The sequence below is a fragment of the Actinoallomurus liliacearum genome (assembly GCF_039542035.1).
Classification (GTDB): domain Bacteria; phylum Actinomycetota; class Actinomycetes; order Streptosporangiales; family Streptosporangiaceae; genus Actinoallomurus; species Actinoallomurus liliacearum.
In genome coordinates this window covers 108,603-135,059 of record NZ_BAABHJ010000023.1, presented here as the reverse complement: position 1 = coordinate 135,059, position 26,457 = coordinate 108,603, and the positions used below count along the sequence as shown (strand labels likewise).

25 protein-coding genes are annotated in these 26,457 nt (G+C 70.7%); 13 read left to right on the top strand and 12 right to left on the bottom strand.

Features of this window, described 5'->3' with window-relative positions; translation table 11 throughout:
* Positions 1-47: 47 nt before the first annotated feature.
* The 5 genes from ABD978_RS28730 to ABD978_RS28710 form a co-directional block, all read right to left on the bottom strand.
* Positions 48-1,244 carry an extracellular solute-binding protein gene (locus tag ABD978_RS28730; RefSeq protein ID WP_345361372.1) on the bottom strand — a complete coding sequence of 399 codons (1,197 nt, stop codon included), beginning with the start codon at positions 1,242-1,244 and terminating at the stop codon, positions 48-50.
* A 291-nt stretch (positions 1,245-1,535) separates the two neighbouring features.
* On the bottom strand, positions 1,536-1,832 hold the full coding sequence (locus tag ABD978_RS28725) for a hypothetical protein (protein ID WP_345361369.1): 297 nt from the start codon (positions 1,830-1,832) through the stop codon (positions 1,536-1,538).
* Positions 1,833-2,359: 527 nt separating this feature from the next.
* The gene (locus ABD978_RS28720; protein ID WP_345361366.1) at positions 2,360-3,850 is read right to left on the bottom strand and encodes a CoA-acylating methylmalonate-semialdehyde dehydrogenase; all 1,491 of its coding nucleotides are present in this window, start codon (positions 3,848-3,850) and stop codon (positions 2,360-2,362) included.
* On the bottom strand, positions 3,847-5,109 hold the full coding sequence (locus ABD978_RS28715) for an aspartate aminotransferase family protein (RefSeq protein ID WP_345361363.1): 1,263 nt from the start codon (positions 5,107-5,109) through the stop codon (positions 3,847-3,849). The genes ABD978_RS28720 and ABD978_RS28715 overlap by 4 nt, the downstream gene beginning before the upstream one ends.
* A 97-nt stretch (positions 5,110-5,206) precedes the next feature.
* Complete coding sequence (locus ABD978_RS28710) at positions 5,207-5,482, bottom strand: 4a-hydroxytetrahydrobiopterin dehydratase (RefSeq protein WP_345361360.1); 276 nt, start codon at positions 5,480-5,482, stop codon at positions 5,207-5,209.
* Between the two features lie 42 nt (positions 5,483-5,524).
* Between ABD978_RS28710 and ABD978_RS28705 the strand changes: the two genes are divergently transcribed.
* From ABD978_RS28705 to ABD978_RS28695, 3 genes are all read left to right on the top strand, one after another.
* Positions 5,525-7,231, top strand: a complete 1,707-nt coding sequence (locus tag ABD978_RS28705; protein ID WP_345361357.1) for a PucR family transcriptional regulator — start codon at positions 5,525-5,527, stop codon at positions 7,229-7,231.
* Between the two features lie 152 nt (positions 7,232-7,383).
* Positions 7,384-8,460, top strand: a complete 1,077-nt coding sequence (locus ABD978_RS28700) for a DmpA family aminopeptidase (RefSeq protein ID WP_345361354.1) — start codon at positions 7,384-7,386, stop codon at positions 8,458-8,460.
* A 138-nt stretch (positions 8,461-8,598) separates the two neighbouring features.
* Entirely contained in the window at positions 8,599-9,387 is a 789-nt protein-coding gene (locus ABD978_RS28695; RefSeq protein WP_345361351.1) for a DUF6082 family protein, read from the top strand.
* 266 nt (positions 9,388-9,653) lie between these two features.
* Here the strand turns inward: ABD978_RS28695 and ABD978_RS28690 are convergent, their stop codons facing one another.
* Positions 9,654-10,514 carry a helix-turn-helix domain-containing protein gene (locus ABD978_RS28690; RefSeq protein ID WP_345361348.1) on the bottom strand — a complete coding sequence of 287 codons (861 nt, stop codon included), beginning with the start codon at positions 10,512-10,514 and terminating at the stop codon, positions 9,654-9,656.
* Positions 10,515-10,867: 353 nt separating this feature from the next.
* Here ABD978_RS28690 and ABD978_RS28685 point away from each other — a divergent pair, with 353 nt between their 5' ends.
* A complete protein-coding gene (locus tag ABD978_RS28685) occupies positions 10,868-11,302 on the top strand; it encodes an ATP-binding protein (RefSeq protein ID WP_345361345.1) in 435 nt (144 codons plus the stop codon).
* Positions 11,303-11,367: 65 nt separating this feature from the next.
* Here ABD978_RS28685 and ABD978_RS28680 read toward each other — a convergent pair whose 3' ends face one another.
* Complete coding sequence (locus ABD978_RS28680) at positions 11,368-12,078, bottom strand: hypothetical protein (protein WP_345361342.1); 711 nt, start codon at positions 12,076-12,078, stop codon at positions 11,368-11,370.
* Between the two features lie 314 nt (positions 12,079-12,392).
* On the opposite strand from ABD978_RS28680, the gene ABD978_RS28675 reads away from it, so the two are divergent.
* A complete protein-coding gene (locus tag ABD978_RS28675) occupies positions 12,393-13,838 on the top strand; it encodes a glycerophosphodiester phosphodiesterase (RefSeq protein WP_345361339.1) in 1,446 nt (481 codons plus the stop codon).
* Between the two features lie 62 nt (positions 13,839-13,900).
* On the opposite strand, the gene ABD978_RS28670 is transcribed toward ABD978_RS28675, so the two are convergent.
* The gene (locus ABD978_RS28670) at positions 13,901-15,112 is read right to left on the bottom strand and encodes a glycosyltransferase 87 family protein (protein WP_345361336.1); all 1,212 of its coding nucleotides are present in this window, start codon (positions 15,110-15,112) and stop codon (positions 13,901-13,903) included.
* 432 nt (positions 15,113-15,544) lie between these two features.
* Here ABD978_RS28670 and ABD978_RS28665 point away from each other — a divergent pair, with 432 nt between their 5' ends.
* From ABD978_RS28665 to ABD978_RS28650, 4 genes are all read left to right on the top strand, one after another.
* On the top strand, positions 15,545-16,576 hold the full coding sequence (locus ABD978_RS28665) for a S1 family peptidase (protein ID WP_345361333.1): 1,032 nt from the start codon (positions 15,545-15,547) through the stop codon (positions 16,574-16,576).
* Positions 16,577-16,725: 149 nt separating this feature from the next.
* Complete coding sequence (locus tag ABD978_RS28660) at positions 16,726-17,256, top strand: PadR family transcriptional regulator (RefSeq protein WP_345361330.1); 531 nt, start codon at positions 16,726-16,728, stop codon at positions 17,254-17,256.
* A 65-nt stretch (positions 17,257-17,321) separates the two neighbouring features.
* Positions 17,322-17,993, top strand: a complete 672-nt coding sequence (locus ABD978_RS28655; protein ID WP_345361327.1) for an ABC transporter ATP-binding protein — start codon at positions 17,322-17,324, stop codon at positions 17,991-17,993.
* Positions 17,990-19,324: an FtsX-like permease family protein gene (locus tag ABD978_RS28650; RefSeq protein ID WP_345361324.1), complete on the top strand. Its 1,335-nt coding sequence runs from the start codon at positions 17,990-17,992 to the stop codon at positions 19,322-19,324. The genes ABD978_RS28655 and ABD978_RS28650 overlap by 4 nt, the downstream gene beginning before the upstream one ends.
* Positions 19,325-19,336: 12 nt before the next feature.
* Here ABD978_RS28650 and ABD978_RS28645 read toward each other — a convergent pair whose 3' ends face one another.
* Both ABD978_RS28645 and ABD978_RS28640 read right to left on the bottom strand, forming a co-directional pair.
* Entirely contained in the window at positions 19,337-20,830 is a 1,494-nt protein-coding gene (locus tag ABD978_RS28645) for a DUF2079 domain-containing protein (RefSeq protein WP_345361321.1), read from the bottom strand.
* 5 nt (positions 20,831-20,835) lie between these two features.
* Complete coding sequence (locus ABD978_RS28640; protein WP_345361318.1) at positions 20,836-21,246, bottom strand: HIT family protein; 411 nt, start codon at positions 21,244-21,246, stop codon at positions 20,836-20,838.
* Between the two features lie 56 nt (positions 21,247-21,302).
* Here ABD978_RS28640 and ABD978_RS28635 point away from each other — a divergent pair, with 56 nt between their 5' ends.
* Complete coding sequence (locus ABD978_RS28635) at positions 21,303-22,007, top strand: ATP-binding cassette domain-containing protein (RefSeq protein ID WP_345361315.1); 705 nt, start codon at positions 21,303-21,305, stop codon at positions 22,005-22,007.
* Entirely contained in the window at positions 22,004-22,696 is a 693-nt protein-coding gene (locus ABD978_RS28630; protein ID WP_345361312.1) for a hypothetical protein, read from the top strand. Before ABD978_RS28635 ends, ABD978_RS28630 begins: the two co-directional genes overlap by 4 nt.
* 151 nt (positions 22,697-22,847) lie before the next feature.
* On the opposite strand, the gene ABD978_RS28625 is transcribed toward ABD978_RS28630, so the two are convergent.
* On the bottom strand, positions 22,848-23,351 hold the full coding sequence (locus ABD978_RS28625; protein ID WP_345361309.1) for a DivIVA domain-containing protein: 504 nt from the start codon (positions 23,349-23,351) through the stop codon (positions 22,848-22,850).
* Between the two features lie 120 nt (positions 23,352-23,471).
* Here ABD978_RS28625 and ABD978_RS28620 point away from each other — a divergent pair, with 120 nt between their 5' ends.
* A complete protein-coding gene (locus ABD978_RS28620) occupies positions 23,472-23,939 on the top strand; it encodes a YflT domain-containing protein (RefSeq protein ID WP_345361306.1) in 468 nt (155 codons plus the stop codon).
* A gap of 49 nt (positions 23,940-23,988) precedes the next feature.
* Here ABD978_RS28620 and rlmN read toward each other — a convergent pair whose 3' ends face one another.
* A complete protein-coding gene (rlmN, locus tag ABD978_RS28615) occupies positions 23,989-25,089 on the bottom strand; it encodes a dual-specificity RNA methyltransferase RlmN (RefSeq protein ID WP_345361303.1) in 1,101 nt (366 codons plus the stop codon).
* A gap of 133 nt (positions 25,090-25,222) precedes the next feature.
* Between rlmN and ABD978_RS28610 the strand changes: the two genes are divergently transcribed.
* The gene (locus tag ABD978_RS28610; RefSeq protein WP_345361300.1) at positions 25,223-26,368 is read left to right on the top strand and encodes a suppressor of fused domain protein; all 1,146 of its coding nucleotides are present in this window, start codon (positions 25,223-25,225) and stop codon (positions 26,366-26,368) included.
* Positions 26,369-26,457 lie beyond the last annotated feature (89 nt).

Genomic DNA, 26,457 nt, shown 5'->3' with positions numbered 1-26,457 from the left:
CGGCGGGGGCGGCCGAGCGCGCGTCTCCTCGTCTCAGGGCCGTGGACTCAGTTTCGGGCGGCCTGCCAGGCACGGGTCCAGGCGGCGTAGTCCGTACAGCCCTCACCGTTCCCGCCACAGTCCTCCGTCGGCGTACGAGAGAAGACGATCTTGTTCAGGTAGGCCCGGTCGCCGACGTGGTACGCGCTGCAGAACTGCGGGCGCAGCCGGTCGTGGCCGCACGCCTCGGGGTTGGCCGGGGCGACGCCGTCCCACTCGGCCACCTGCTGCTGCACCTCAGGGGAGCTCACCCAGTTCAGCCACTGGTACATGCAGTTCGGATGGTCCGCCCGGGCGCCGATCATCCAGGCGTCCATCCAGCCGGTGACGCCCTCGCGCGGCGTCACTCCGGCGACGGAGCGGCCACTCCGGCTGAGCACGTCGACCTGGTACGGCCAGGCCTGGGCCAGCGCGGCCTGCCCGTCGGCGAACGGGGCGATGGCGTCGGACGGGTTGAGCCAGTAGGTGCTGACGTACGGGTGCTGCTCGGCGACGACCGAGGCGGCCGCGGCGAGCTGCTTGGCGGTCAGCGCGTACGGATCCTTGATGTGCAGCTTGGGCTGGTGCGCCTTGAGGTAGAGGGCGACGTCGCCGAGCGTCAGCGGGCTGTCGCGGACGACCAGGCGACCGGAGTACTTCTTGGCCTCCGCCGGGTCGAACAGCGCGCCCCAGCTGTCCGGCGCCTGGTGCACGGCCCGCTGGTCGTACATGAGGAGGTTCGCCCCCCATGTGAAGGGCACCCCGTAGGACTTGCCGCCCTTGGTCACCTGCGCGCGGAGGACCGGTTCGAGGTCCTTGTACCCGTCGATGAGGTCGGGATTGACCGGCACGACCTGGCGGTCCGCCACGAGCTGCCCGGCGATCTCCGGGGGCGCCGCGATGCCGTCGTAGTGCAGGTTCGGCTTGGACATCAGCTGCAGCATCTCTTGCGGGTTCGCCGCGTACTTGATGTCCACCCGGCACCGGGTCTTCTTCTGGAACGGGGTGATCCAGTCGACCCGAGGGTCGTTGGAACCGTCCTCGGCGTAGCCGCTCCACGTCAGCAGGGCGACCGAGCCCTCGCCCGGGCCGAGGGTGTCCGCCGCCCGGACGACCTCTTTCTTCGTCGTGGGGGTGCCGCCGCCTCCGCTGCAGCCGGCCAGGCCGAGCACGCCGGCCAGCACGGTGGCCCACACGGCTGCCGTGCGCCGTCGTGAACGCCTCATGCCGCTCCTGTCCTCATCCGAAAACACGTCTGCCGCGAGCGTAACGACATGAGCGGTCCGGTGCGGACGGGACCCGGGAGGTAGCCGGCGGGACCCGGGAGGTGAAGAGATGGAGGTCCGGGCAACCGTGCCGGGGGCTACACGGTTGCCCGGACTCCCTGCGGCCTCAGGAGAGCGCCCCTCTGCAGTCACGCCTGTCACGGAGGTGTTGGAGGGGGAGGCGGCGTGACTGGCAAATGCTCACCTGAGACCGCGGCTTCGGTGCGGTCCCGTCGGGTCGCGGGCGGCGGGTCATCGGAACGGGCCGCCGGGCCTGGAGGCCGCGGGGAACCTGCTCCGCGCCGCGCCCGGAGACGGGGCGCCGCGTTGGTAGGGGACTCGGGGGCGCGCTTTGAGCGCCTCTATGGACTCGACCAACTCCTTCACGGTCGGAGCCTCGATGAACTCACCCGGCTCCCGGTCGTGCGGGGGGAGCGCCCACCAGTGGCCGGTCGCATCGCCGAACCAGATCGTCCACTCCGGGTAGCGCGCCGCCAGCACGGCGAGCAGTGAGAACGGCGTCTGGTCGGGCGAGTCGTCGGCAGACATGGGGTGCTCCCTGGTAACCGGGGAACTTCTGAAGTTTGCGCCAACAGCTATCGACAAACCGAGTGTGTCGTATGCCACAGAGGAGGTCAAGGGCTGCAGCTAGTATTTGTAGTTTCGCCGGTCAAACGGTCGAGTTAGTGCAAACCAATACCCCACGTCGCGTTGCGACCTTTCGGGTGGATCCGGCGCGCCGACGCGCCCCCGAGCGCGCTCCGACGATCTTGTGCAACCCCCGCGAACGGTCCCCTCGCCCATGGTGACCCACCCCGCCGCCGGAGGCCACCCTCCGCCACCCCGCTTTGACCTCCAGGTGACAGGACGCCGTTTTCGCGCGGGCCGGAAATCTCTATATGCGCGAATTCGGATCGCTCCACACATATCTGAATTTCCCCCGAGCGCATAAAGCGGTCATGTACCGCTTTTTTGCCCAATGGCCGCATGACGGACGAGCCGCCGCTGGGCGGACACGGCACCGACGAGCCACGTGGCCGCACCCGTCGAGACGGATGCGGCCACGCCCCGGCCGGTCATCCGTTGGTCGGGAAGCCCAGGTTGACCCCACCGTGCGACGGGTCGAGCCACCGCGAGGTGACCACCTTCCCGCGCGTGTAGAAATGCACGCCCTCCGTGCCGTGCATGTGGGTGTCACCGAACAGCGAGGCCTTCCAGCCGCCGAACGAGTAGTAGGCCATCGGCACCGGAATCGGGACGTTCACGCCGACCATCCCGACCTCGACCTCGTTGCAGAACCGCCGGGCCGCGCCCCCGTCGTTCGTGAAGACGGCGGTGCCGTTGCCGTACGGGTTCGCGGCGATCAGCGCCATGCCGGTCTCGTACGACGCCGTCCGTACGACCGACAGGACGGGACCGAAGATCTCATCCCGGTAGCAGTCCATCTCGGGCGTCACGTGGTCCAGGACCGTCGGACCCAGCCAGAACCCGCTCCCGTCCGGCAACTCGTGCTCGCGCCCGTCGACGGCCAGCGTGGCGCCCTGGGCGACACCGCCGTCGAGGTAGGAGGTGACCTTGTCGCGGTGCGGCCCGGTGATCAGCGGGCCCATCTCCGAGCGGTCGTCGTCGCCGGGGCCGACGGTCAGCTTCGCCACCCGCTCCTTGATCTTGGCGACGAGCTCGTCGCCCACGGGGTCGACAGCGACGACCGCCGAGATCGCCATGCACCGCTCCCCCGCCGAGCCGAACCCAGCGGAGACGGCCGCGTCGGCGGCCAGGTCCAGGTCGGCGTCGGGCAGCACGAGCATGTGGTTCTTCGCGCCGCCGAGGGCCTGGACCCGCTTGCCGTGCGCCGTGCCCGTCTCGTAGACGTAGCGTGCGATCGGGGTGGAGCCGACGAAGCTCACGGCGCGCACGTCGGGATGGGTGAGCAGCGCGTCCACCGCCGTCTTGTCCCCGTGCACGACGTTGAAGACCCCGTCGGGCAGCCCGGCCTCCCGCCACAGCTCGGCGAGGAGCAGCGAGGCGGACGGGTCCTTCTCCGAGGGCTTGAGCACGAAGGTGTTCCCGCAGGCGATGGCGAGGGGGAACATCCACATCGGCACCATCGCCGGGAAGTTGAACGGCGTGATGCCGGCGACGACGCCCAGCGGCTGACGGATGGAGTAGGAGTCCACACGGGTGGAGACGTTCTCCGAGTAGCCGCCCTTCTGCAGGTGCGGGATGCCGCAGGCGAACTCCACCACCTCCAGGCCGCGGGCCACCTCGCCGGCCGCGTCCGCCCGTACCTTGCCGTGCTCGGAGGTGATCGACGCGGCGAGTTCGTCGCGGTGCCGCGCGACGAGCTCGCGGAAGGCGAACAGCACGCCCGCGCGCTTGGTGAGCGACGCGTCCCGCCACGCCGGGAACGCCTCGCGCGCGGCCGCCACGGCCGCCTCGACCTCGTCGGCCGAGGCGAAGTCCACCCGGCCGCCCACCTGCCCGGTCGCCGGGTCGTAGACGTCGCCGTGGCGCTCCGCCGTCCCCGTCCAGGGCTTGCCGCCGATCCAGTGCGTGATCTGCCTCATGCGATCGCCTCCAACGCGTCGACGAGGATGCCGAGGCCTTCCCGGCCCTCGTCCTCGGTCAGCGTGAGCGGCGGCGCCATGCGCAGCGTGTTGCCGTACAGCCCGCCCTTGCCGACGAGCAGGCCGCGCGCCTTGGTCTCCTCCAGCGCCCGTACGGCCAGCTCCGGCTCGGTCAGCTCGACGGCGAACATCAATCCCTTGCCGCGCACGTCCGTGACGTACGGCATCCGGGCGGCCGCCTCGCGCAGGCCGTCGATGATCTGTCCGCCGACCTTGGCCGCGTTGGCCTGCAGGTCGTGGTCGAGGATGTAGTCCAGGGTCGCGTTGGCGGCGGCGGTGGAGATCGGGTTGCCGCCGAACGTCGACAGGCCGGTCGCGTGCAGCGAGTCCATCAGCTCGCCGCGCGCGACGAGGCCGCCGATGGCGAAGCCGTTCCCGAGCCCCTTGGCGAAGGTCATCATGTCGGGCGTCACGCCGTGGTTCTGGATGCCCCAGAAGTTCTGGCCCGTGCGGCCCCAGCCCGTCTGCACCTCGTCGGCGATGAACAGGATGCCCTGCTCGGACAGGACCTCCTGGTACGCCGCGTACAGCCCGTCCGGCGGACACGTGTAGCCGCCGACGCCCTGGATCGGTTCGGCGATCACGGCCGCCACGTCACCGGCCGTGACGGTGGCGAGGGTGTGCCGCAGATCCTCCACGCACACCGTGATGTAGTCGTCGTCGGACAGCCCGCGGAACTGCGGGAGGTGCCGGTCCCCGCCGTGCAGGAAGTACACGCTGAGCGGCGAGAGCGCGTTGTTCTTCCACGTGCGGTTGCTGGTGACCGCGGTCGCGCCGAAGGATCGGCCGTGGTAGCTCTGCCGCATGGCGAGGATCTGGTTGCTCTTGCGCGCGTACGTCGCGAGCAGCAGCGCGGTCTCGTTCGCCTCGGTGCCGGAGTTGGTGAAGAAGACCTTGGCGTCGTCGATGCCGGAGAGCCGGGCGATCTTCTCGGCGAGCTCTACCTGACCGCGCAGGAGGTAGAGCGTCGACGTGTGCACGACTCCCGTGCGGAGCTGACGCTCGACGGCCTCGCGTACCTCGGCGAGGTCGTAGCCGAGCGTGTTGGTCACGATGCCGGCGAAGAAGTCCAGATAGGAGCGGCCGTTCGCGTCGGTGACACGGCTGCCCTTCCCGCTGACGATCTCGATCGGCTCGTCGTAGTAGAGGGCCATCCAGTTGGGCATGACCGCGCGGTGGCGTGCTAGCAAGTCCGACATAGCACGAGTCTTCCCGCAGAACGCCCCGGAGCACCAGCCAGCAGACTGTCAGCTCCGACCCGCCGCATCTGGCAACCTGTCGCCCGGTGGCACCCGGTCAGAGTTCGTTGATGCGGCGGGCGAGGCGGAAGTCGTACTCCGTCAGGCCTCCCGCCACGTGCGTGCTCTGCGTCAGGGTGACCTTGTTCCAGCGGATCGTGATGTCCGGGTGGTGGTTCAGCTCCTCGGCGACCTCGGCCACGCGGTTGACGAACGCCATCGCCTCCCTGAAGTCCGCGAACCTCACGGTCTTGACGATCGCGTCCTCGGCGAGCTCCCAGCCCGGCGTCGTCGCCAGCTCTCGGTCGATCGCGTCGCCGTCCATCCGCTCCATCGGGGTACCTCCTCACGTCGGCGTTTGCATAGCATCACAGATGTGCTGCCCACTCTGGCCGACGTCTTGCGGCTCGACGCGGTCCGGCGGGGCGAGCCGCGGATCATCGCCGGCGCGGACCACCTCGACGCCCGTGTCCGCTGGGTGCACTCCGCCGAGGTCACCGACATCGCCCACCTGCTGCGCGGCGGTGAGCTGGTGCTCACCACCGGGATCGCGCTGCCGGACGATCCGCAGCAGCTCCGGGCGTACGTCGCCGACCTGGCCGAGGTGGGCGTCAGCGGCCTGATCGTCGAGCTCGGCCGCAAGTACGCGGCCACGCTTCCCGACGCGTTGGCCGCGGCGGCCGAGGAGCACGGCCTCCCGCTGATCGCCTGGGCGCGGGAGACTCCCTTCGTGGACGTCACCGAGGCGGTGCACGCCCGGATCATCGACGCGCAGCTGGCCGAGCTGCGCGCCTCGGAGAAGCTGCACGAGGTCTTCACCCAGCTGTCCGTCGACGGCGCGCCGCCGGCCGAGGTGGTCCGTCAGGTGGCCAGCCTCGTCGGACGCCCGGTCGTGCTGGAGAACCTCGCCCACCAGGTCCTGGCCGCCGAGCTGGCCGGCAGCGACCCGGCCGAGCTGCTGACCGGCTGGGAGACCCGTTCGCGCTCCGTACGCCCCGAGGAGCGCACGGCGTACGACGAGTCCTCCCGGTGGCTGGTCACCGTCGTCGGCGCCCGCGGTGAGGACTGGGGGCGGCTCATCATCACCTCGATGGACCCGCCCTCGCCCCGTGACGTCGTCCTCGTCGAGCGGGCCGCGACCACGCTCGCGCTCGGCCGGCTGCTCGACCGGCACGCCGAGAGCCTCGAACGCCAGGCCCACGGCTCGATCATCAGCGGCATCCTCGCGCACGCGTACGCCGACCCGCAGGAGGCGGCGGCCCGCGCCCGCGCGCTCGGCGTCTCGCTCACCGGCCGGCGCCTGCTCGGCATCGTGGTGCTCCCCCGCCCCTCGGCGCCGTCCGGTCCGCCCCCGGCGCTCGGCCTGGTGGGCGACGCGTCGGCGGCCACCTCGGTGACGGACCTGGCCGAGGCCACGGCCGCCGCCTGCCGCGAGGCGAACCTGTCCGCGCTCGTCGGCGCCCTCGACGAGAGCTCGCCGCAGGCCCGGGTCGGCGTACTGGCGTCCCTTCCGTCCCGCGCCGTCGAGGACGACGTCCTGTGCGAGGTCGCGCGCCGCCTCCGCGCCCACCACTGCGGGTCGGCGCCGGCGGGCCGCGCGGACCGGGACGCGCGACCGCGCGGGGGCGCGGACGCCTTCGTCATGGCCGTGGGCTCGACCGTGGAGTCCGTGCGCGACGTGCGCCGGTCGTTCCTGGAGGCCGAGCAGGTCGCCGGCGTCGCCGCCGAACGCAACGACGGCCGGCTGTTCTACCGCCTGCCCGACCTGCGGCTGCGCGGCCTGCTGCACCTGCTGCGCGAGGACGCGCGGCTGCAGACGTTCACCGAGCGGGAGCTCGGCCCGCTGCTGACCTACGACGCGCAGCGCGGCAGCGACCTCGTCCACGTGCTCGGTCTCTACCTCGGCAGCGGGCGCAACAAGGTCCTCACCGCGCAGCGGGCCCACCTGTCCCGGCCGGCGCTGTACGAGCGGCTGCGCCGCATCGAGCGGGTGCTCGGCGCGGACCTGGAGGACGTCGAGTCCTGCGCCTCCCTGCACGTCGCGTTGCTCGCCCTCGACGCCCTCCGCAAGGACCGCACCTGACCGCTCGGCGCCCCGCCGGTTCCGAATGCTCGGCGAAGGCAGCGCCGAAACCCGGCGGACCGGGACCCGTCACGGCCACCCGGCGCCCTCCACCGAGCATTCGGTACGCCATGATCATTCAGACCGGACACGTCACCCGACCGGAGGCCCCCATGAGAGTTCGCGATCTCGGCGTCGTCATCGGCGGCGGAACACCGGGACCGGCCAACGCGATCACCGACGTGGCCGGGGTACGCGTCGGGCACACGACCGTCATCAGGGGCGACGGGCCGCTCCGGGTCGGCGAGGGCCCGGTGCGGACCGGCGTCACGGTGATCCTGCCGCACGCGGGCTCGATCTTCGACGAGCCGCTGTACGCGGGCCACCACTGGCTCAACGGCAACGGCGAGCTCACCGGGATGGCATGGGTCCGCGAGGGCGGCATGCTGACGACCCCGATCGCGCTCACCAACAGTCACAGCGTCGGCGTCGTACGCGACGCGCTCATCGAGATCGAGGTGCGCGGACGGGGCCGGGGAGCGTGGGGGCTGCCGGTCGTCGGCGAGACGTGGGACGGCGTGCTGAACGACATCGACGGGCAGCACGTCACCGCCGCCCACGTACGGGAGGCGTACGACGCCGCGACCACCGGCCCGGTCGCCGAGGGCAACGTCGGCGGCGGAACCGGGATGATCTGCCACGGCTTCAAGGGCGGGATCGGCACCGCGTCACGGGTGGTCGACGGCGGCTGGACGGTGGGGGTGCTCGTGCAGGCGAACCACGGGCGCCGCGAGCGGCTCACCGTCGCGGGGGTTCCGGTGGTGATCGACGACGTGCCCCGGCCGGTGCCCCCGGAGTTCGAGGGCGCCGGGTCGATCATCGGCATCGTGGCGACCGACGCACCGCTGCTGCCCCACCAGTGCCGCCGCCTCGCCCAGCGCGCGGGGCTCGGGGTCGCCCGCACCGGCGGGGCGGGCGAGAACACCAGCGGTGACGGCTTCCTGGCCTTCTCGACGGCCAACCGCGGCCACCTGCCGTCGGACGCGCTGGGCGTGCAGCCGCCCCGCGTGCTGACCGTCGACGTCCTGCCGGACGCCTACATCGATCCGCTCTTCTACGGCGCGATCGAGGCCACCGAGGAGGCCATCGTGAACGCCCTGCTCGCCGCCGAGACCATGACCGGCCGCGACGACATCACCGCCCACGCCCTGCCCCAGGACCGCCTCCTGGCGGCTCTAACCCGCCGTTGAGACCGACCGTGACCGTCCCGACGTACCGCGCGCCCGCGGGACCGCATCCGCCGGGGAGGAGAACGCGCTGTGACGGGCACGGTCGAGCACTCCCATGCGTCGTAGATGCGGAGAGATTCGTCTCGATGTGAGGTGACCATGGACGCCCTTCCCTCCGGACAGCGCTCACCGTGGATCAACGACATCACCGGCCCGATCCGCCGCGCATCACGGCCTGCCGCGCTCGTCTGCGTCGGGGTGATGATCCTGGCGCTGATCACGCTGTCACCGCTGGCACTCGAATTCATCGCCGACAGAGGCCATGTCGACTGGACTCGGCTGGGCAACGTCGGCCAGGCGTATGGAGCGATCTCGGCGATCCTCAGCGCCTTCGCGCTCGTCGCCGTCTCCATATCGCTCGCCCTCCAGGCGAAGGAGAGCTTGGCCAACAGGCGGCAGGTCAACCGCAGCATTCACATGAGGCTTGCAGAGATCGCCATGAGCGACCCGGTCTACATGCAGTGCTGGGGGCCTGGAGCAGACAAGGTCTCCCATGATGAGAGCCGGCGCACTCAGTTCTTGAACCTGATGGTGTCGTTCTGGTACATGCAGTGGGAGCTGAGAGACGTATCGGACGAAGGCCTGAGATCAATGGCCGTCGACAACCTCTTCCATACCGACGCCGGGCGTAGGTTCTGGCTTGATCAGAGAGAGCAGTGGACCGCCAATTCGATCGGGTCTCGCCTGAACAGATTCCGCGAAGTGTTGGATGAGGCCCTCGCTTCGGCACTCCGATCCGGACTCGACGACCAGGCCACGGCATACCAGGGCAAGGGAACGACCAGACTGGAGCCCCGACAGACGGCCGGAGTGATCGCTGTCGCATCGACCACCACGGCAGTGTGCCTCCTGGCCCGCCGACTCCTGCGCGCTCGGAGGCTTCAGTGATCGCGGCTTGTCTCGCGCCAGGCGAGAAGCCGCGCTCCGCACCGCGCTCGTACCGGCGAACGCGATGCGAAACGGAGGCCAGGCGCCGTGATGCCCGTACGGCTCCTCCTTGCCGGATTCTGTTATTTCGCCGGAGGACCGCCCGGCCCGTCGCTGCCGGCACCCGGTCCGTCGATCCAGGTCACTTCGACACAGCCGCTCGAGGCGTTGCTACGGATGGACTTACGCCAGGGAGGCATGGACTTATCGGTCATATGCACCTTTCCTTAGGTTTCTTCTTCCATTAGTCGGCGGATGAACGCGGCCGACTCGCCGATTCCCAGCGCTTCGGCGACGAGATGATTGAAGACGAGCGAGTACGCATGCACCTGTGCGCCGTCCTCGATGTACAGGGCCCCGTTGAGCGCCTCTATGTAGCCGACGTCCGGCATGTAGCGCTCCGGGAACTCCAGGATCGCGAACGTGCCCTCCACTCCCGGATGGGCACCCACTTTGTGGGGCAGGACCTGGAGCGTGACACCAGGGCATTCGGCCAGCTCGACGAGCCGTGTGTACTGGGCCCGCATGACGCCCTCGCCGCCGATCATGCGGCGCAGGGTGTTCTCGTCGATGACGCACCACAGCTCCAGCGGAGGGTCTCGCTCGGTCAGCAGCGCCTGCCGGTTGAGGCGGACCTCGACGCGTCGCTCGACCTCCGAGTCGGGGGCGAGCTGCATGAGGCCGGCGCGGATGACCTCGCGCGCGTAGTCCTCGGTCTGCAGCAGGCCGTGGACGACCAGCGCGTCATAGCAGCGCAGTGAGCGCGCCTCGGCCTCCAACGCGATGTAGGTGGCGTACGCGGCGGGCAGGGTGTCGGTGTAGCGGTGCCACCAGCCGCGCTCGCGAGCGCCTCGGGCCAGTTCGGCGATGTCACCGCGGCGGCGGCCGTCCACGTTGTAGACGTTCAGCAGCCGTTGCAGCTCGGTGGGCTTGATCCGGCGAACGGCGGTCTCCATCCGGCTGAGGGTCGCGCGGCTCCAGCCCAGTCGCTCTGCCGCCTGGTCGAGGGTTAACCCGGTCTGTTCGCGAAGACGCCGCAGCTCGATGGCGATGCGGCGTTCGCGGATCGTGGGGGAAGGATCCGGCACGCACCCAGTGTGACGATGTTACTCACTGCGAGCAATCGATTTCGGATAGTTACTGAAGAGTAAACTGTGAGAATTCTCAGTGAATCGCTTGCGCACTTACGCAGCGGGGAAGCACTATGCGTAAGAACCCGAACACGCGATGTGATCGAGGGAGTTGCTCGACTTGGACGCGGCGGTGAACCGCAGGCGCGCCCCTGCGGCGTCGGCGGCTTGAGTCCGCCCGACTCCGGCAGGGCCGGGCCGATTTCGGTCCACCCGACGGGTCCCGTGTCGTCTTCCCCAGGGCCATGGGGAGATCGGGCGTCACCCCCGGCCCTCGGCACTCAGCCCATTCGACGGGAGGGCGCACCACCGTGACCGCCACGCTCCACGAGACGACGTCGACCGCATTCACCGCCCCGATGTGCTGGCGACGCACCTTCCCCGGCCGCCCGGACCAGGCGCGGCTCGTCCGCCGGTTCGTGGCCTTCCTCCTGGAGGACTGCCGGCACGCCGACGACGCGGTCCAGGCCGTGGCCGAACTCGCCGGCAACGCCCTCATCCACACCCGCTCCGGCCGGCCCGGCGGCACGTTCATCGTCGAGGTCCGCCGAAGCGACGGCTGCCTGGCGGTGTCGGTGACCGACCAGGGCGGCTCACTGGAGGACAGCGGCCCGCACCGGAAGCGGCACGACGACGACCTGGCCGAGAACGGCCGCGGGCTACCGATCGTCGCGGACCTCGCCACCCATGTCAGGTGGGCGGGCGACCCCGAGCACGGCCACACGGTGACCGCCGTCTTCACCTGACGCGCGCCGTTCCTCTCGCCCGCCTTCTCCCGCCGACGCGCCAGACGCCTACCCCAGGTCGGGGATCACAGGAAGGCGGTCAGCTTCTTGTGATCCACCCGCCTGCCGAGGCAGACGACCAGACGATCGCCGAGCTTCCAACTCTGCTCGGTGGGGTGAAAGTAGATGAGTTCCACAGGGTGGCCGTCCGCGTCGTGCTTCGGCATGCCCGCGCGACGGCAGCCTTCTACGCTTTTCCGCTCGACCGCATCGTCGCCCGGCCACGGACCGTCTGGAAGACGCGGCGTCGAGACGACCTCCAGTTCATGCGGCGTGAAACAGCCGGTAATGGCGGCCTTCCCCGGCCACGATTCACCGGAGGCATCGAACACGGCGCCGACCTCACCATCATGCGGTCCAGCACACGACCGAGGGGCACTGGCCTCGATGATCTTTCTCGCCCCATGGTCCTGCTTCTTCGCCGTCTGGTCATAGCACTGCCCGACTGACAGGGTCAGCGCCGCCGGCGTGTTCTCAGACCCACTCGCGTCGGGAGCGATCCTGCCGAGTCCCCACGCGATGAGCGCCAGTGCCACCAGGTTCATCAACAGGGCATAGAGCAGGAAGCCCATCCGCCGATCCGTGCTACGGCGGACCCGCTGGAACGCCACGATGACGAAGATCACCGATACGGGGATGAGCCCGACCGTGGCGAACACCGCCGCCGCGACCGCCGCCCGACTCCGCCCCTGACTCGGCAGCCGAACCGGCTCAAACGAAGGAGAACTAAAGGTCATGACGAGATTTCTAGATCGATCGAACGCGGGGACTGATGCTCCGCCGCAGTAGTCGGCGCCTCACTGGTCCTCCCGCCTTACGGCCAGTCAGGTCGAAATCGAGAAAAACGATCAGAAACGTAACGCCTGGTCAGCGAGTTCCCTAGAGGGGATGAAGTGATCTACACCACTCTCGATCACGTAACCCCGAACCGGGCCTCCGTGATGGCGTGCGACAACACCGACGATCCGCCCGCAGGTGAGGGAACCGACCTTGGTTGCGGTTCGATATCGCAGCGGACAATTGCCGCCTAGCGGTCTAGCCTCTGCTCCTTGTGCGAAAGACCATGCTGAGCCTGGCGGCCGTGGGACTCACCGTCGTCGGATCCGCGACGGCCGTACAGGCCGCCCCCTTCTCTCCTCAGCGCTCGACGACTCGGTCACCGCGGCTGGCCGACCTCCCCCAGCGCTTCTTCATCGCCCACCGGAATGCCGGAGCGTTCCTCGCTCCGGAGAACACCGAGCAGGCGCTCAAGGCCGGTGTCGCCGACCCGGACGCCGATCTTCTGGAGTTCGACGTCCAGGTGCTCAAGGACGGCGTCGGCGGCGTCATGCACGACCCGACCGTCGATCGTGTCACCACGGGCACGGGGAACGTCGCCGACTATGACAGCGTCGCCTTCCAGAAGCTGGTGATCGACGCGCCGTCCTGGTTCGGCGGCAAGGCCACGACGACGCATCCGCTGCTGTTCACCCAGGTTCTCAACGAGTTCGCCGGCAAGAAACGGCTGCTGGCGCACCCGAAGACCACCGAAGCGATGCGCCTGGTCATCGACGAGCTCACCCGGCGGAACCTGACCGGCACGGTGATGGTCCAGACGTTCTCCCGCTCGGACGCCGTGCTGGCCGAGCAGGCGGGCATCACCGCCCAGGTGATCGTCGGCGGGGCCCAGCAGGCGACGATCGACACTCCCGAAGCCATCAAGGCGGACGGTTTGAAGCGCGTGTCCGTCTGGTCCGCGCTGCCCGACAGTCTGATCGCCTCGTACGTCAAGGCCGGGCTGACGGTGGCCTGCTACGACGTCAACCGGCAGTACCGGCGGGACGAGCTCTATCGGCTCGGTGTGCAGGGCATCGACACCAACGACCCGCCGTACGTCCGCGGTGACGTCGCCCGCTACCGGCGCACCCGCGATCCCTTCACCACGCAGAACTGGTGGTACGGGCAGATCAGCCAGTCGCAGTATCCGGAGGCGCTCGGTCCCCGGCAGCGGGGGCGGTTCATCGCGCCGGGCTGGTGGCACGTCAACCTCGGCGATTACCCCCTGCTGGCCCTCCAGGGCTGGGCGGTGCTGCCGAAGTCGTACACGCTGCGCCTGAAGATGCGGTGGGACAGCCTGGGGACGGACAAGAGCCGGTGGGGCGGCGTGTACTTCTCCGCGGTCCGCGACTCGGCGTTCACCAGTGCCGACTCACCGCTGAACGGCGGCTACCTGGCCGTCCTGCGCCGCGACGGCACTCTCATCCTGTACCGCAAGGACGCCGGGCACACCACGCGGCTGAAGAGCGTCAAGACCCCGGTCCTGAAGAAGGGCACCACCGCGACGCTTCGCATCTCGGTGACGAAGTCGTCCGTGACGGTGGTGCGTTATGACGGCCCCGACAAGTCGATCACCGCCAAGGACTCCCGCTATCGCGGCAGGTACCTCTACCTCGGCCGCTACGCGAGCACGGGCCACCAGGGCCCGGGGTTGTCGTTCGGCGGCGTCTCGATCGGCTGACCGCCCCCTACGGGCACCGCGCCGCCGGGTGCGGGATCGGCTCCCGGACCCGGCGGGCGCGGTCACTTGGTCGCGGGGACGAGTTCGGTCTCCGTGACGGGAAGCCCTTCAACGGGCTGCGGGCGGCGCCGGTACCAGGGAATGGCCAGGGCCAGGAGCGGGAGGACGGCCACCGAGCTCATCGCCCACCATTCGTGGTTCTCCCACCAGCCGGTGTCGTCGAACTGCGTCAGGTAGATGTACCCGGTGCCCGCCCAGACCGCGGCCAAGGCCATCGCGGGCCGGCTCCACCGGGTCGGCCGCGCGCACAGGAACGGCACGAACCACAGCAGGTACTGCGCCCCGAGGCGCGGCGTGACGAGCATGAAGGCCAGGAGGATCGCGGAGGTCTGGTCGATGCGGTCGGCCCGCCACCAGAGCCACATGACCAGCGCGATGGTGGTGTACAGGATGATCTGGCCGATCTTGGCGGCCGTCGGGGCCAGCGTCCAGTCGCCACCCGTCATCAGGGCGGTCCAGCCCCATTCGCCGACGATGGGCCGCACCTCACCGAGGTACCGCGCGACGTTCAGCATGTCGGCCCAGTTGGAGCTCACGACCAGGGGAAGGGTCACGAGGAAGAAGACGGGGACGGCACCGGCCGCGACCAGACCGTACAGGCGCTGCCGCCAGTTCGGCAGGATCGCGAGGACCACCGGCAGCAGGATGATCGGCCAGCTCTTGGCCGACAACGCGAACCCGAACATGGCGCCCGCCCAGGCGCCGTTCAGGCCGGTCCCACCGTTCTCGGCGCCGGTCCGCGCGGACCGCGCGAGGATGTAGGCGCCGACGAGGAAGACAAGGGAGATCGGCTCGACCTGTCCGTGGATGACGGCGACCATGAGCGCGATCGGGTTGCAGGCGTACTGGAACCGCGCCGCCGCGGCGTGTTTCCGCCCGGCGAGACGCCCGACCAGCGCGATCAGCACGACGTCCGCGATGAGGGTGCAGACCCGGCCGGCGATCTCCCATGGCAGGCCGGTGGCCAGCGCCAGGGCGTAGAAGTACGGGATCATCGGCAGGAAGTGCCAGGACCCCTGACTGGCCAGCACGGGGTCCTGATGATGGAGGATCGCCCGACCGGCCGCCCTGAAACCCTCGTTGTAGTCGACGGGCTGCCAGGAGTCGCTCGACGCGGAGATCAGCAGGATCAGCCGCAGCCCGATACCGACCGCCAAGGCGACGGGCAACGTCGGCCGCCAGCCGCGCCACTGCGCGACGCCAGCCAGGATCATGCCTGCGACCAGGACAAATGCTGTGAATTCCGGATGGTCCATTGCTAGCCAAGACTCTCACACGCCGACGTCGTTACCACGCTCGGCCCAGGGACTCACAGCGAACTCTCAGGTTCTCTTGACCTTCGCGGCTCTTCTCCCGGTGCCCGAATCCTGACCGGAGCCCTGACGCGGGAGCCGACCGGACCTCGGTTCCGACACCCCCATCAGCCCGGATACCAGCTAGTATGCGAGTGCTTGTGGCTGACCGATTCTGGACTAACGTTTGACCTTGCGGCTTTTGACTAGGTTTGTGAAGATCTGCGCAGGCCAGGTAATCGGATCTCGACCCCGCCCGGGCGGCTCCCCTCCGCCCATGAGCCGAGCGCCATTGCCATGCCGTCCCTCGGGCACGCCACCGGGGCGCGCCCGCCACCCCTGAGGGAGGCTCGTGTGAGATTCACTGCTCCTCGGCGTGCTGGACTCGTCGCGGCGGCCGCCACGCTCGTCGGCGGCTCCCTGCTGGGCGCGTCGGCCCAGGCGTCCGTCTCGCAGCCGGATCCTTCGCACCTCGCCACGAAGCTGGCCCAGAAGCTGGGCTCCCGCTCCGCCGGCGCGTACTTCGACCAGGCCGCGAAGAAGCTGGTCGTGACGGTCAGCTCGAAGTCGGACGCCTCGGCCGTACGCGACGCCGGCGCCGTCCCGAAGATCGTGCCGTTCAGCGGCGCCCAGCTCCAGAAGGCCATCGGCGTCCTCGACCGCACGGCCAAGGTGCCCGGCACGGCCTGGGCCGTGGACCCGGCCACCGACCAGGTCGTGCTCTCCGTCGACAGCTCGGTCACCGGGTCCAAGCTCGTCCAGGTCACCTCCGCGGCCCAGCAGCTCGGCAGCGCCGTCCGGATGGAGTACGTGCCCGGCGTCTTCAGCCTCGACGGCTCCGGCGGCGACGCGATCTACGGCGGCCAGTACCGCTGCTCCCTGGGCTTCAACGTCGTGAGCGGCAGCACGTACTACTTCCTGACCGCCGGGCACTGCGGCAACATCGCGTCGAGCTGGTACAGCAACTCCAGTCACACCTCCTTGATCGGCACCACGCGGTCGAGCAGCTTCCCGGGCAACGACTACGCGATCGTCACCTACGCCAGCGGCGTCTCCCACCCGGGCACGGTCGGCAGTGTCGACATCACGTCGGCCGGCAACGCCTACGTCGGTGAGTCGGTGACGCGCCGCGGCAGCACCACCGGCATTCACTCCGGCTCCGTCACCGCGCTCAACCAGACGGTCAACTACTCCGAGGGCACCGTCAGCGGCCTGATCAGGACGACGGTCTGCGCCGAGGGCGGCGACAGCGGCGGCCCGCTGTACTCCGGCGGCACGGCGCTCGGCCTGACCTCCGGCGGCAGCGGCAACTGCACCTCCGGCGGCACCACCTTCTTCCAGCCCGTCACCGAGGCGCTCTCGGCGTACGGAGTGAACGTCTACTGATCTCTCGCCCAACCCCACTCGCGGGCCCCCGGAAGCGCGGCATCTTCCGGGGGCCCGTCCCTTGCCCGACGAGGCCCGCCGACCATGACCGGACCCGCCGAGCGCCAGCTATTCACTCAATGAATACATCGAGTGTATAGTCACGACTCATGTCGACCGGGCACGTCCTGCTCGGGTTGCTCACCGAGCGGCCCAAGCACGGATACGAACTGAAGCGCGAGCATGACGCGCGGCTTCCGGGCGCCAAGCCCCTCGCGTACGGACAGGTCTACGCGACCCTTCAGCGGCTTGAGCGCGACGGCCGTGTGACCGTCGCCGGCACCGTTCAGGAGGCCGGGCCGGAACGCACCGTCTACGAGATCACGGAGGAGGGCACCGCGGAGGTTCACCGATGGCTCGCGCAGACCGAGCCGCCCGCGCCGCACGTCTCCAGCGCGCTGTTCACCCGGGTGGTGGTGGCGCTGCTCGCTCAGGGGACGGCCGACGCCTACCTCCTGCGGCAACGGGCGGCGCACCTGGAACGCATGCGTGAGTTGACCGCGCGCAAGCGCGGCGCCGGCGTCTCGGTCGGTGAGGTACTGGCCGCCGACTACGCGCTGCACCACCTCGACGCCGACCTGCGCTGGATGGAGACGGCCCGGCAGCGCATCGAAGACCTGACTCAGGAGATCCGCCCGTGACCGAGCGGAGCGGGGGAATCGGAGACGCAGCCCCTCCGAGTCGCCCCTCCGACGAAGGAGGACACATGACCCTGTTGGAAGCCCACCGGATCGAGAAGGCGTTCGGCCGCACCTACGCCCTGCGGGGCGTGTCCCTGGCGATCGAACGCGGCGAGACCGTGGCCATCACCGGGCCGAGCGGCTCGGGCAAGTCGACGCTCCTGCACTGCCTGAGCGGGATCATGCGGCCGGAGACGGGCGAGGTGCATTACGCGGGGCGCCGCGTCGACGGCCTCGACGAGGCGGCCCGGACCCGGCTCCGGCGGGAGGAGTTCGGAATCGTCTTCCAGTTCGACCGGCTCGTCCCCGAGCTGACCGCCGTCGAGAACGTCGCGTTGCCGCTGCTGTTCTCCGGGCGCGGCCGGGCCGAGGCGACGACCGTCGCGCGCGACCGGCTGGAGGAGGTCGCGGCGCTGGACGTCGCCGACGCCCGTCCGGCGGAGCTGTCCGGGGGCCAGCTCCAGCGCGTGGCGGTCGCCCGGGCGCTCGTCACCGGCCCGAAGGTCATCTTCGCCGACGAGCCGACCGGCGCGCTCGACTCGGTCGCCGGCGAGCGCGTGCTGTCCCTGCTGGTAGCCGCCGCGCGGACCAACGGCGCGACCGTCGTGATCGTGACCCATGACAACCAGGTCGCGGCGCACGCCGATCGAGAGATCGTGCTGCGCGACGGCGTACTGGCCGGGGAGGTGGTCGTGTGAGGACGCTCCTCACCGTGGCGGGCATGCTCGGTAAGGGCGGCTCGCCGGAGGAGCGGGCCCGCAGGCGGCTGATGGCGGTCGGAGCGGGCCTGGCGACCTGGTTCCTGTTCGGCGCGGCGAACGTCCTGGCGTTGCGCGGCCGGCTCGACGACCGCTTCGGCCCGATCGGCGATCCGGGGACGCGGGACGGCACCGCCTTCGGAATCGCGCTGCTGCTCCTGCCGGTCGCGGCGTTCCTCTACCAGTCGGCGCGGCTGGCCGCGGCCGACCGGGAGCGGCGGCTGTCCGCGCTGCGCCTGGCCGGCGCGACGCCGCGAGAGGTCCGGCTCCTGGGCGCGGTCGAGGTCACCCGCGCGGCCGCCCTCGGCACGGTCGTCGGGGCCGCGGCGTACCTCGTGCCGCAGCTGGCCGCCCGCAGGACGCTCGCCTCGGGGTCGCGCGCCGACGTCGCCGTCCCGCCCCTGTGGTGCCTGGCCGCGATGGCGATCGTGATCGTCGCGGCGGCGCTCTCGGGCCTGCTCGCCGGGCGGCACGTCATCGCGACGCCCCTCAGCGTGACCCGCCGCGCCGGCCGGGGCCGACCGCGCTGGTACGGCCTCCTGCTGCTCGTCCCGCCATTCCTGGCGCCCGTGGTCCGTCTCGTTGCCCGCGCGGCGGGCGAGGAATCCGCCGTCACCGCGGGGGTGCTCCAGATCTCCGTACTCCTCCTGCCCGTCGGACTGATGCTGTCGGCGGGGTGGGTGATCTGGTTCTCGGCGCGGTGGGTCGGGCGCCGGGCGCGCTCGGCGGAGGTCCTGCTGGCGGCACGCGCCCTGGAGGCCGACGCCCGCCCGTGGGGTCGGACCCTCGCCGTCGTGGCGCTGACCGTCGCGGTCGGCAGTGGCACCGGTCCGATCGAGGCGGACGTCATGGCGGATCGTGGGAGGCTGGAGCCCTTCTGGATGACCAGCTTCGCGCTCGTGAGCCTGGCCCTGTTCGTGGCGATCCTGGTGACGACCGCCGCATTGCTCGTCCACCAGGCCGAGTCCCTCCTCGATCGCGGCCCGATGCTTGCCGAGCTGCGCGCGCTCGGCGCGCACGAAGGGGATCTGCGTCGCTTCCTCACCCGTCAGGCGCTCATCGCCACGGTTCCGGTCTGCGGACTGAGCGTCGTGGGCACCCTGATCTCCGAATGGCCGGCCGTCATGTTCCATCCCGCATGGATCGCGTGGACGGTGGCCCATGCCCTGCTCATGGGCGGCCTCGGTGTCCTCGCCGCCGTACTGGTGACGACGGCCTCCCGGCGCCGGCTGCGCCGCGCGATCGCTCCGGAGCGTCTGCGGACCGAGTGACCGGGCGGTGGCTCAGCGGGTGGCGCGCAGATCCGGAGTGGCGGCCGGGTCGTGCAGCACGACCCAGCCGTCCTGGCGCAGCACGACCGTGTACCCCCGCTGGAGCAGGTACCGTACGCGGTCGCGCTGCGCCCCCAGGCCCGGGAAGGGGAACGTCGTACGGGCGGTGTCGGCGACCACCCAGGGGGCCCAGCGGACGCGGGTGTCCCACAGCAGCACGCGGGCCCGGCCGGACAGTTGCGGCCCCACGGCGTTCGCGGCCTCGACCAGCGCCCCGTGGGGCACGGCGGCGACCGCGTGGACGGCGGCGCGCGCGTGCGCGTCGCGGCGGTAGAACGCCGGGTCGAAGAAGTTCTTGAACGCGAAGCGCGGTACGACGACGGCGGCGGCCACCAGCGCGGCGACCGGCCAGACGAGATCGAGGCGGAGTCGCCGCCCGCGTGTGCCCGGCACGCGGAGCCGGGACAGCCGGCAGGCGCCGTCGACGCCGGCCGCGACGAGCAGGGCCGCCAGCGCGACGTTGTAGTGGAACCTCGGCTCCCACCAGTTCCCGAAGCGGTTCGCGAGCATGCGCTCGGCCAGCAGGGGCAGCACCGCCACGGTGATCGGTGAGGCGAGCGGCACCAGCAGCAGCGGCAGGATGAGCCACCCCATGGTCGTCGCCTTGACGTTCGGGGTGACGAGGAGCTTCAGCGCCGTCCACGGGTGCGTCAGGGCGTACGCGGCGGCGTGCGGCAGGTCCCGGCCCAGGGCGTCATAGGCCCAGTAGTAGTCCGCCGCGCCGCCGAACGCCGGGATCAGCACCCGGGAGGCCAACCAGGTCCAGCCGAGACCCGCAACTATGAAGACGGCGGCCAGGCGCCGCTCCCCCGGCCGGGTGAGCAGGTACAGCCCGAAGCCGGCGACGAGCAGCCCCATGTCCTCCTTGACGAGCAGCAGCGCGCCCGCGGCCAGCAGGCACTGCCACCGGCGGCCGGCGTCGTGGCGTTCGAGCATCAGCATGGACAGCGCGGGCGTGAACGCCATCTCGTGGAAGTCGAAGGCGACCGTCTCGGCCACCGGCCAGGCCAGGGCGTACACGCCCGCGACACAGTGCGCCGCCCACGCGCCGAGCCGCCGCCGTGTGAACATCCACAGCGGCACGATCGTCAGCGCCAGGATCACGGACTGGGCGATCAGCAGGGTCTGCGGGCCGTCGTGGATCCAGTAGAGCGGCGCCAGCAGCGCGAGGATCGGCGAGAAGTGGTCGCCGAGCACGGTGAAGTGCGGGCCGAAGCCGTTGTGCACGCCCTTGACCATCGCGGTGGGCAGGTGCAGGCGGCTGTAGGAGCGGACGGCCTGATCGAAGATCACCAGGTCGTACGTCGTGGTGCGGAAGGTCCAGTACCGCACCAGCGAGAACACCGAGTACGCCACCGCGGCCGCGACGACGAAGGCGCCGACGGCGACCGCGTCGCGCCGGACCCGCCCCGGGCTCACGTCCGGGCCGGTCGTCTCGGCCGTCACCGCCATCATCCGAGCGCGCCGCGGATGCGGTCCGCGTACGCGCGGGCCTCGTCGTCGGAGTCGTACTTCGTCCGTGGCCAGAAGAACCCGCGCAGCCCGTCCTTGCGGTTCCGGGGAACGACGTGGACGTGCAGGTGGGGCACGCTCTGACTGATCCGGTTGTTCATCGCGACGAAGGAGCCCGCCGCGCCGAGCGCCGTCTCCATGACGGCCGACAGCCGCTGCCCGGCGGCGAACAGCGGCTCGAGGAGGTCGGCCGGCAGGTCCGCGAGGGTCTCGTAGTGGGTGCGCGGCACGAGGAGCGTGTGCCCCTTGAACAGCGGCCGGCTGTCCAGGAACGCGACGACGGGGCCGTCGTCGAGCACCACGTGGGCGGGCCGCTCCCCTTTCACGATCTCGCAGAACAGGCAGTCCATGGTGGGCATTCTTCCGCTTACGTTCGTCTTATCGGCCGGCAATAGGCTCCTGGTTCGTGCGATTCAACCAGGTCGCCTTCCGGTACCGCCGCCGCGCTCCGTGGGTGCTGCGCGACGTGACGCTGACCGTACCCCGCGGCCGGATCATCGAGGTGAACGGCCGCAATGGAGCGGGCAAATCAACACTGCTCCGGCTGATCGCCGGGGTCGTGCCGCCGGTCCGGGGAGGAGTCAGCGGCCGGCCGCCCTCTGTCGGGTACGCCCCGGAGCGGTTTCCGGCGGGTCAACCCTTCACCGCGCGGGCCTACCTCGGGCACATGGCGGCCGTACGGGGCGTTCCGCCAGCGCGGATCGGAGAGTGGGCCGAACGGCTCGGCTTCACCGACCTCCTGGACACCCGGCTGCCGGACCTGTCAAAGGGCAGCGCGCACAAGGCCGGACTGCTCCAGGCCCTGCTGGCCGCGCCCGGGCTGCTCGTGCTCGACGAGCCGTTCGCCGGCCTCGACGCGCGGACCCGTGCGGCGCTGCCGGCGCTGCTGGCCGAGCTCGCCGCGGGCGGATCGTCCGTCGTCGTCAGCGACCACCAGGGCGACCTCCGGAGCGTGCCGGGCGTCGTGCGCTGGCAGGTCGCGGGGCAGACGGTGGACGAAGGGAACCTCCCCGAGGAGCACGCGGTCGTCGAGGTGATCGTGCCGCGCTCCCAGGCGGAGGACCTCGTCGGCCGGCTCAAGGCGGACGGCTACGAGGCGCGGTGCCGATGATCGCCACGATGCGCTTCCAGCTCAGCGGGTACGCGCGGTCGACGCGCGCCCTGGCCCCGGTGCTCGCCCTCGTGCTGCTGCTGGCGATCGTCTTCTCCGGCCCGCTCGGCGGCACCCCGGCGGAGGTCCGGTCCGGGGCACTCACGGCGCTCGGCGACCTGGCCGCGCTGTACTTCCCCATCTGCGCCTGGGCGGCGCGCGGGCTGCTGGACACCGAGCCGGACGCTCAGCGGCACATCGGCGTGGTCACCCTCGGGCGGTTGCGGACGGTGGCCGGCGGGCTCGGCGCGGCGTTCGCGTTCAACGTCTGCCTGGCGCTGGTCGCCGGCGCCTATCCCCTGGTCGAGGCCGTGCGACTGGGCGTCCGGTTCTCGCAGCTGCTGCCGGCGGCCGCCCTGCTGCCCCTCTCCGCGCTGGCCGCCACGGCGCTCGGAGCGCTCAGCAGCCGGGCGATCGTCCCCTCCCCCGGCCGGTCGGTCCTCGTGCTGCTCGGCGTGTACGTCGCCGACCTGCTGCTGGGGCTCGGTCCGCTGCGCTTCCTCACCGTGCCCATGATCGAGTGGATGGGGGCGGCCGGCCGTGGGCCGTCCGCGTTCACCGCCGCCCTGCCGGGGTTCGCCGCGCGCGCTCTCGTCTGGGCGGCCCTCGCGATCGCCCTGTACGCCCACCTCCGCCGTACGCGCGCCTAGAGGGCTGGGGCGTGTCCCGTGGATCACGTGCTGGTCGATCTGTGTGACGGCGCGGGATGCGTGCGGCGCCGGCCGGTCCGCCCGCCGGGTGGGGCGTCGTTTCTGGCGGTGAAAGAGGACGGGCCACCCCGCAAGATCCACCGGACAGGTCCTAGGCGAGGCGGTCGATCTCGGACGCCAGGTGCTCGAGGAAGCCGTCGACATCGGACTGGGCGTACCCGGGCCGGAGCCGGGTGGTGGCGAACCGCGCGGCCCGGATGCCGGCCGACCGGGGTCTGCGTCCGCGCACTTCGACGATCAGCCGGTCCAGGAAGGCGTCGACCTCCCGCTCGTCGTATCCCTCGCTCAGCCGGGTGGTGACGAAGCGTACATTGCGCACGAGCCCGATCAGCCGGTCCGCCTCGGCCGCCGACAGCCGCCGCCGCTCGCCGTCCTCCCTGGCCTCCAGCTCCCGCACGTACTCCTCGAGCCTCTCGTCGACCGCGCGTCCCCGGTAACCGCGCAGGGCGATCGCGAACCGCACTCCGCCGACCTCGGCCGCGGTGACCGGCGGCGCGAACAGCTGAGCCCGGCCGAGAGTCCCCTCGATCCTGGCGATGAACGCGTCCACCTGATGACGGTGGTAGCCGCGGGCGGCGAGCGGGAAGTCCGGCATGGCCGCATTGTCGCTGAAACCGGCCCGGCGGCCCATCACAAACCGGAAAAAGGGTGTGCGCGCCCCGACCAGCGGAATATCTGTCAAGGGGGTCATCACACGGACCAGGGGGGCTGACAGATGACGACAGAGAATCCCGCCGGACCGAACAAGGTCGTACTCGGCAGCTACTCGAGCCACCCTGCGGCACAGCGCGCCGTGGACATCCTGGCGGGAGGCGATTTTCCGGTCGAGCACGTCACCATCGTCGGCTCCGGGTTGCGGCTCGAGGAGCGGGTGCTCGGCCGGTGGACGGTAGGTAAGGCGTTGCTGGCCGGCTTGAGTTCCGGAGCCTGGGTCGGTCTGCTGATCGGGCTTGTGTTCTGGATCGTCAGCCCCTGGCACGCCGGCGCGGTGGTCTCGGCGATCATCCTGGGCGCGATCTTCGGTGCGGTCTTCGCCGGGGTGGCGCACGGGGTGCGCCGCCAGGCGTTCGCGTCGATGAGCGCGGTGGTCGCCGACCGGTACGACGTGCTGGTCGACGCCGAGTTCGCCGCCGAGGCCAGACGGCTGCTGGCCGCCATGCCCGTCACCGAGCAACCGCACTGACGCCGATGCGATGCCCGACGTGACGCGGCCCGGGAGGCGCGGTCGGCGGTTACTCGACGGTCTTGGCCGCGAGTTGCCCGCAGGCGCCGTCGATCTCCTGGCCGCGCGTGTCGCGGACCGTGACGGGGACTCCGTGCGCCTCCAGGCGGCGGACGAACTCGGTCTGGTCCGACGGCCGGGACGCGGTCCACTTCGACCCCGGCGTGGGGTTGAGCGGGATCAGGTTGACGTGCACCGGGTGGGTCTTGATGAGCCGGCCGAGCAGGTCGGCCCGCCACGCCTGGTCGTTGATGTCCCGGATGAGGGCGTACTCGATCGAGATCCGCCGCCGGGTCCGGTCGGCGTACTCCCACGCGGCGTCCAGGACCTCGGCGACCTTCCAGCGCGTGTTGATCGGCACGAGCTCGTCGCGCAACTCGTCGTCCGGCGCGTGCAGGGACACAGCGAGACGCACCTTGAGGTCCAGGTCGGCGAGCTGGTGGATCTTCGGGACCAGCCCGACCGTGGAGACGGTGATGTTCCGCTGGGAGATGCCCAGCCCGCGCGGGCTCGGGTCGCTGAACCGGTGGATCGCCCGCACGATCGTGGCGAAGTTGGCGAGCGGCTCGCCCATGCCCATGAAGACGATGTTGCTGACCCGGCCCTTGCCACCGGCGATCTCACCGCGGTCCAGCGCCCGTGCGCCCGCGACGACCTGCTCGACGATCTCGGCGGTCGACAGGTTCCGGGTGAGACCGGCCTGGCCGGTGGCGCAGAACGGGCAGTTCATCCCGCAGCCGGCCTGTGAGGAGACGCACATGGTCACCCGGTCCGGGTAGCGCATGAGCACCGACTCGACGAACGTGCCGTCGAACGCCTTCCACAGTGTCTTGCGGGTCGCGCCGCCGTCACAGGTCAGATCGCGCACCGGCGTCAGCAGGTCCGGCATCAGCTCGGTGATGAGCCGGTCCCGGACGGCGGCCGGCAGGTCGGTCATGTCGGCCGGATCGTCGGCGAGCCTGCCGAAGTAGTGGCGCGACAGTTGGTCGGCGCGGAACGGCTTTTCGCCGAGCGCCCCGACGGCCTCCCGCCGCTCGTCCCAGGACAGGTCGGCGAGATGGCGCGGTGGCTTCGCCCGGCGGGGAGCGGCGAAGGTGAGCTGAGCGGGCATGTCCGTTCCAGTGTGGCAGACGCCGGGCAGAGCTTCGTACGCCGACACCGAAGCCTCACGCCGGACCGACCGCGAAGGTCAATGCGGCTGTCAATGCCGCTAGGAGGGCCGCACACTCACTACAGTCCCGTCTATGCCGGTATTGCGCAGAACGCCGCAGGAGACGCGTGTCCTGATCAGTGACACCAGTCCCTACGGAAGCCGTGTCCTCGAAGTGGAGTCCGATCACATCGCGACGGCGGCGTACCTCCGCCGCAGCGACGGGCATACCGTGGCCGCGGCCTGGATCGCCAACCATCAGGACGCTTCGCCCCACCCCGACCTCGCGCGGCTGAACGCGGGACTGGTGCCCGCCATGCCGACGGGTCACACCAAGCACCCGAAGGGGCGGCCGGCACCAGATCCGCGGTCGCTGAAGGTCGTCTGGTTCGAGGAGGGCGACGGTGCCGCGGTGCTGGAGGACGGACAGCCGATCTGCGTGATCCCCGGCTGGTCGGACATGGACCGCGGGCTGCCGGGGTACAGCCGTGAGGCGCTCGGCCAGAGCCCGTTCGCGTTCGCGCTGGACGATGAGATCGAGGACTTGGGCCCGCGCATCCTGCAGGCGCAGGCGTTCTGGGACTGGCGGAGTGGAGCGGGCGCCTGGGAGGGGTTCCAGCAGTCGGTCCTGGGGCACCTGCTCGCCCGGCTCGGCCCTGGTGGGTACTACTGGCACGACGTCGGCCGGCAGTGGCGGTCCCGGGCCGGTGGTGAGTCGGGCGCCGGAGGCGAGCAGCCCGTCGTCGGCGTGTCCGAGCGACCGGCGTTGGACGACCGGTCCTACCGGGTGCTCAGCACCGTGGGCATGAGCTGCCAGCGGATGCCCACCGTCGAGCTGTACGAGGACAACGTCGCCGAGCACGCCCGCATCGAGCTCGCCGTGGCCACGACCCTGCCCAGTCAGCGGGCGGGCAGCATCTTCCCCTGGCTGGCCCAGTATCCGTGGCGGGCGATCACGTCGTTCGCCCCGGGCGACAACGTGAAGTGGTACCACGAGGCGAAGACCTTCCCGCTCGGCTCGGGCTGGGAGGGCGTGCTGCTGCTCGACGATCCGGGCCGCCTGCAGGGGCCGGCGGCCCCGGACATGAGCGGCTTCTCGTTCGGCGGCGACCCGGTGCAGTGGCTCTGGCTGGTGCCGATCACGGAGGCGGAGCGGCAGTTCGGCAAGGACGAGGGCCCGGACGCGTTGATCGAACGGCTGGCCAGGAAGGGCCGTAGCTGGATCGTCGGCGAGAGCTGACCGCCGCGAAACGCGCCGTCGGCGGCCGGGACGGGCGGCACCCGTCCCGGCCGCCGACCGCGGCTGCGCGCTAGGACTCCGCGCGAGGA

Bases quoted from the DNA above. Each gene is read 5' to 3' on its own strand.
- ABD978_RS28730 (WP_345361372.1), bottom strand. From the start codon at position 1,244: ATGAGGCGTTCACGACGGCGCACGGCAGCCGTGTGGGCCACCGTGCTG.
- ABD978_RS28725 (WP_345361369.1), bottom strand. From the start codon at position 1,832: ATGTCTGCCGACGACTCGCCCGACCAGACGCCGTTCTCACTGCTCGCC.
- ABD978_RS28720 (WP_345361366.1), bottom strand. From the start codon at position 3,850: ATGAGGCAGATCACGCACTGGATCGGCGGCAAGCCCTGGACGGGGACG.
- ABD978_RS28715 (WP_345361363.1), bottom strand. From the start codon at position 5,109: ATGTCGGACTTGCTAGCACGCCACCGCGCGGTCATGCCCAACTGGATG.
- ABD978_RS28710 (WP_345361360.1), bottom strand. From the start codon at position 5,482: ATGGAGCGGATGGACGGCGACGCGATCGACCGAGAGCTGGCGACGACG.
- ABD978_RS28700 (WP_345361354.1), top strand. From the start codon at position 7,384: ATGAGAGTTCGCGATCTCGGCGTCGTCATCGGCGGCGGAACACCGGGA.
- ABD978_RS28695 (WP_345361351.1), top strand. From the start codon at position 8,599: ATGGACGCCCTTCCCTCCGGACAGCGCTCACCGTGGATCAACGACATC.
- ABD978_RS28680 (WP_345361342.1), bottom strand. From the start codon at position 12,078: ATGACCTTTAGTTCTCCTTCGTTTGAGCCGGTTCGGCTGCCGAGTCAG.
- ABD978_RS28670 (WP_345361336.1), bottom strand. From the start codon at position 15,112: ATGATCCTGGCTGGCGTCGCGCAGTGGCGCGGCTGGCGGCCGACGTTG.
- ABD978_RS28660 (WP_345361330.1), top strand. From the start codon at position 16,726: ATGTCGACCGGGCACGTCCTGCTCGGGTTGCTCACCGAGCGGCCCAAG.
- ABD978_RS28655 (WP_345361327.1), top strand. From the start codon at position 17,322: ATGACCCTGTTGGAAGCCCACCGGATCGAGAAGGCGTTCGGCCGCACC.
- ABD978_RS28640 (WP_345361318.1), bottom strand. From the start codon at position 21,246: ATGGACTGCCTGTTCTGCGAGATCGTGAAAGGGGAGCGGCCCGCCCAC.
- ABD978_RS28630 (WP_345361312.1), top strand. From the start codon at position 22,004: ATGATCGCCACGATGCGCTTCCAGCTCAGCGGGTACGCGCGGTCGACG.
- ABD978_RS28625 (WP_345361309.1), bottom strand. From the start codon at position 23,351: ATGCCGGACTTCCCGCTCGCCGCCCGCGGCTACCACCGTCATCAGGTG.
- ABD978_RS28620 (WP_345361306.1), top strand. From the start codon at position 23,472: ATGACGACAGAGAATCCCGCCGGACCGAACAAGGTCGTACTCGGCAGC.
- rlmN (WP_345361303.1), bottom strand. From the start codon at position 25,089: ATGCCCGCTCAGCTCACCTTCGCCGCTCCCCGCCGGGCGAAGCCACCG.
- ABD978_RS28610 (WP_345361300.1), top strand. From the start codon at position 25,223: ATGCCGGTATTGCGCAGAACGCCGCAGGAGACGCGTGTCCTGATCAGT.